Source organism: Paenibacillus caseinilyticus (assembly GCF_027533645.1).
Lineage (GTDB): Bacteria > Bacillota > Bacilli > Paenibacillales > NBRC-103111 > Paenibacillus_G > Paenibacillus_G caseinilyticus.
Genome location: NZ_JAQAGY010000045.1, coordinates 1 through 3,690, shown reverse-complemented (window position 1 = coordinate 3,690; position 3,690 = coordinate 1). Strand labels below are relative to the sequence as shown.

General features: G+C 54.5%; 4 protein-coding genes. All 4 read left to right on the top strand.

The window, feature by feature from the left end:
• Positions 1-294 (top strand): flagellin (locus O9H32_RS32695; RefSeq protein WP_269870242.1); only part of this gene is annotated, 294 nt, incomplete at its 5' end.
• A 259-nt stretch (positions 295-553) separates the two neighbouring features.
• Positions 554-1,381 (top strand): flagellin N-terminal helical domain-containing protein, encoded by an 828-nt coding sequence (locus tag O9H32_RS32690; RefSeq protein ID WP_269869725.1) that lies wholly within the window; start codon positions 554-556, stop codon positions 1,379-1,381.
• Positions 1,382-1,632: 251 nt separating this feature from the next.
• Positions 1,633-2,460 (top strand): flagellin N-terminal helical domain-containing protein, encoded by an 828-nt coding sequence (locus O9H32_RS32685; RefSeq protein ID WP_269870241.1) that lies wholly within the window; start codon positions 1,633-1,635, stop codon positions 2,458-2,460.
• Positions 2,461-2,716: 256 nt separating this feature from the next.
• Entirely contained in the window at positions 2,717-3,544 is an 828-nt protein-coding gene (locus O9H32_RS32680) for a flagellin N-terminal helical domain-containing protein (RefSeq protein ID WP_269870240.1), read from the top strand.
• Positions 3,545-3,690 lie beyond the last annotated feature (146 nt).

Below are 3,690 nucleotides of genomic sequence, written 5' to 3'. Positions count from 1 at the left end.
ATCTCGACGCAAGCTGGAGCCGACACGGCGATCACGACGATCAACACGCAAATCGAGTCCGTATCGTCCGGCCGTTCGTACCTGGGTGCGCTGCAGAACCGTCTGGAGCACACGATCAACAACTTGGACAATGCGTCCGAGAACCTGACGGCATCCGAGTCCCGGATCCGTGACGTAGACATGGCAAAAGAAATGATGGAGCAAACGAAGAACAACATCCTGTCGCAAGCCGCGCAAGCTATGCTCGCACAAGCGAACCAACAGCCGCAAGGCGTACTGCAGCTGCTCCGTTAATTTGTACTCGACCTCAGCCTTTGGCTGGGGTCTTTTTGTATGAAGAGGCGTAAGTACCGATCCACCCCGGTGTGAAAATATACCATGCCCTAGCACTCTCGAAGCTCTTCACTTTGCTGCGTAGAGAGACGATATATATATCATGAGGGAGTGAGAGAGCGGGCGGCAAGAAAAGCCCGAAGGACCATCCGGCCTCAAACAAACCAAAATCAAACGATCCACAAGGAAGTGGACGTCCAATTCAGGGAGGAAGAACATCATGAGAATCAACCACAACATCAGCGCACTGAACACGCACCGCCAGCTGGGAGCCAACTCGGCTAACGCAGCAAAGAACATCGAGAAGTTGTCTTCGGGTCTTCGCATCAACCGTGCAGGCGATGACGCTGCAGGGCTTGCGATCTCTGAGAAAATGCGCGGCCAAATCCGCGGTCTCGACCAAGCATCCCGCAACGCGCAAGACGGTATCTCCCTGATCCAAACAGGCGAAGGCGCCCTGCAGGAAGTACACTCGATCCTTCAGCGTCAAAGAGAACTCGCTGTACAATCGGCGAACGACACGAACGTAACGGCAGACCGTACCGCGCTGAAAGCCGAGTTCGACCAACTGTCGAGCGAAATCGGCCGTATCAAAGACAACACGGCATTCAACACGCAGAAGCTGCTCGATGGTAGTGCCGCAGCCGACCTGAAAATCCACGTGGGTGCCGATGCGTCCCAGACGATCGACATCAACCTGAAGACAGCAGGCGTAGACCTGACGGCAGTTCAAACCGCAGCAGCGGGAGCCGACATCTCCACGCAAGCTGGAGCCGACACGGCGATCACGACGATCAACACGCAAATCGAGTCCGTATCGTCCGGCCGTTCGTACCTGGGTGCGCTGCAGAACCGTCTGGAGCACACGATCAACAACCTGGACAACGCATCCGAGAACCTGACGGCATCCGAGTCCCGGATCCGTGACGTAGACATGGCTAAAGAAATGATGGAGCAAACGAAGAACAACATTCTGTCGCAAGCCGCGCAAGCTATGCTCGCACAAGCGAACCAACAGCCGCAAGGCGTACTGCAGCTGCTCCGTTAATTTGAATATGGACCTCAGCCTCTGGCTGGGGTCTTTTTGTTAGAGGAATGCGTACTCACGTGGAGGAAGGATATACCATGATCTAGTATTATCGCAGCTATTCACTTTGCTCTGGAGAGAGACGATATATATATCATGAGGGAATGAGAGAGCGGGCGGCAAGAAAAGCCCGAAGGACCATCAATCTCAAACAAACAAAAACCAAACGATCCACAAGGAAGTGGACGTCCAATTCAGGGAGGAAGAACATCATGAGAATCAACCACAACATCAGCGCACTGAACACGCACCGCCAGCTGGGAGCCAACTCGGCTAACGCAGCAAAGAACATCGAGAAGCTGTCCTCGGGCCTCCGCATCAACCGTGCAGGCGACGACGCTGCAGGCCTTGCGATCTCCGAGAAAATGCGCGGCCAAATCCGTGGTCTCGACCAAGCGTCCCGTAACGCGCAAGACGGTATCTCCCTGATCCAAACAGGCGAAGGCGCCCTGCAGGAAGTACACTCGATCCTTCAGCGTCAAAGAGAACTCGCTGTACAATCGGCGAACGACACGAACGTAACGGCAGACCGTACCGCGCTGAAAGCCGAGTTCGACCAACTGTCGAGCGAAATCGGCCGTATCAAAGACAACACGACATTCAACACGCAGAAGCTGCTCGATGGTAGTGCTACAGCTGCATTGAAAGTACATGTTGGCGCAGATGCCGGTCAAACGATCGATATCGACCTCGACACAGCCGGTGTAGATCTGACGGCAATCGCAACCGCAACTACAGCTGCCGACATCTCGACGCAAGCTGGAGCCGACACGGCGATCACGACGATCAACACGCAAATCGAGTCCGTATCGTCCGGCCGTTCGTACCTGGGTGCGCTGCAGAACCGTCTGGAGCACACGATCAACAACTTGGACAATGCGTCCGAGAACCTGACGGCATCCGAGTCCCGGATCCGTGACGTAGACATGGCAAAAGAAATGATGGAGCAAACGAAGAACAACATCCTGTCGCAAGCCGCGCAAGCTATGCTCGCACAAGCGAACCAACAGCCGCAAGGCGTACTGCAGCTGCTCCGTTAATTTGTACTCGACCTCAGCCTTTGGCTGGGGTCTTTTTGTATGAAGAGGCGTAAGTACCGATCCACCCCGGTGTGAAAATATACCATGCCCTAGCACTCTCGAAGCTCTTCACTTTGCTGCGTAGAGAGACGATATATAGATCATGAGGGAATGAGAGAGCGGGCAGCAAGAAAAGCCTGAAGGACCATCGGCCTCAACAACCAAAACCAAACGATCCACAAGGAAGTGGACGTCCAATTCAGGGAGGAAGAACATCATGAGAATCAACCACAACATCTCTGCACTGAACACGCACCGCCAGCTGGGAGCCAACTCGGCTAACGCAGCAAAGAACATCGAGAAGTTGTCTTCGGGTCTTCGCATCAACCGTGCAGGCGATGACGCTGCAGGCCTTGCGATCTCTGAGAAAATGCGCGGCCAAATCCGCGGTCTCGACCAAGCATCCCGCAACGCGCAAGACGGTATCTCCCTGATCCAAACAGGCGAAGGCGCCCTGCAGGAAGTACACTCGATCCTTCAGCGTCAAAGAGAACTCGCTGTACAATCGGCGAACGACACGAACGTAACGGCAGACCGTACGGCGCTGAAAGCGGAATTCGACCAACTGTCGAGCGAAATCGGCCGTATCAAAGACAACACATCATTCAACACGCAGAAGCTGCTTGACGGCAGTGCCGCAGCCGACCTGAAAATCCACGTGGGTGCCGATGCGTCCCAGACGATCGACATCAACCTGAAGACAGCAGGCGTAGACCTGACGGCAGTTCAAACCGCAGCAGCGGGAGCCGACATCTCCACGCAAGCTGGAGCCGACACGGCGATCACGACGATCAACACGCAAATCGAATCCGTATCGTCCGGCCGTTCGTACCTGGGTGCGCTGCAGAACCGTCTGGAGCACACGATCAACAACCTGGACAATGCGTCTGAGAACCTGACGGCATCCGAGTCCCGGATCCGTGATGTAGACATGGCTAAAGAAATGATGGAGCAAACGAAAAACAACATCCTGTCGCAAGCCGCGCAAGCTATGCTCGCACAAGCGAACCAACAGCCGCAAGGCGTACTGCAGCTGCTCCGTTAATTTGAATATGGACCTCAGCCTCGGGCGAGGCCACTGAAAAAGTCCGTCCTATAAAAAAGCACAGCACTTCAAGAAAATTGAAGTGGCTGTGCTTTTTTTGACGTATAATTGAGTCATCACGAAAAGTGGGTGAGACGGATGATCCA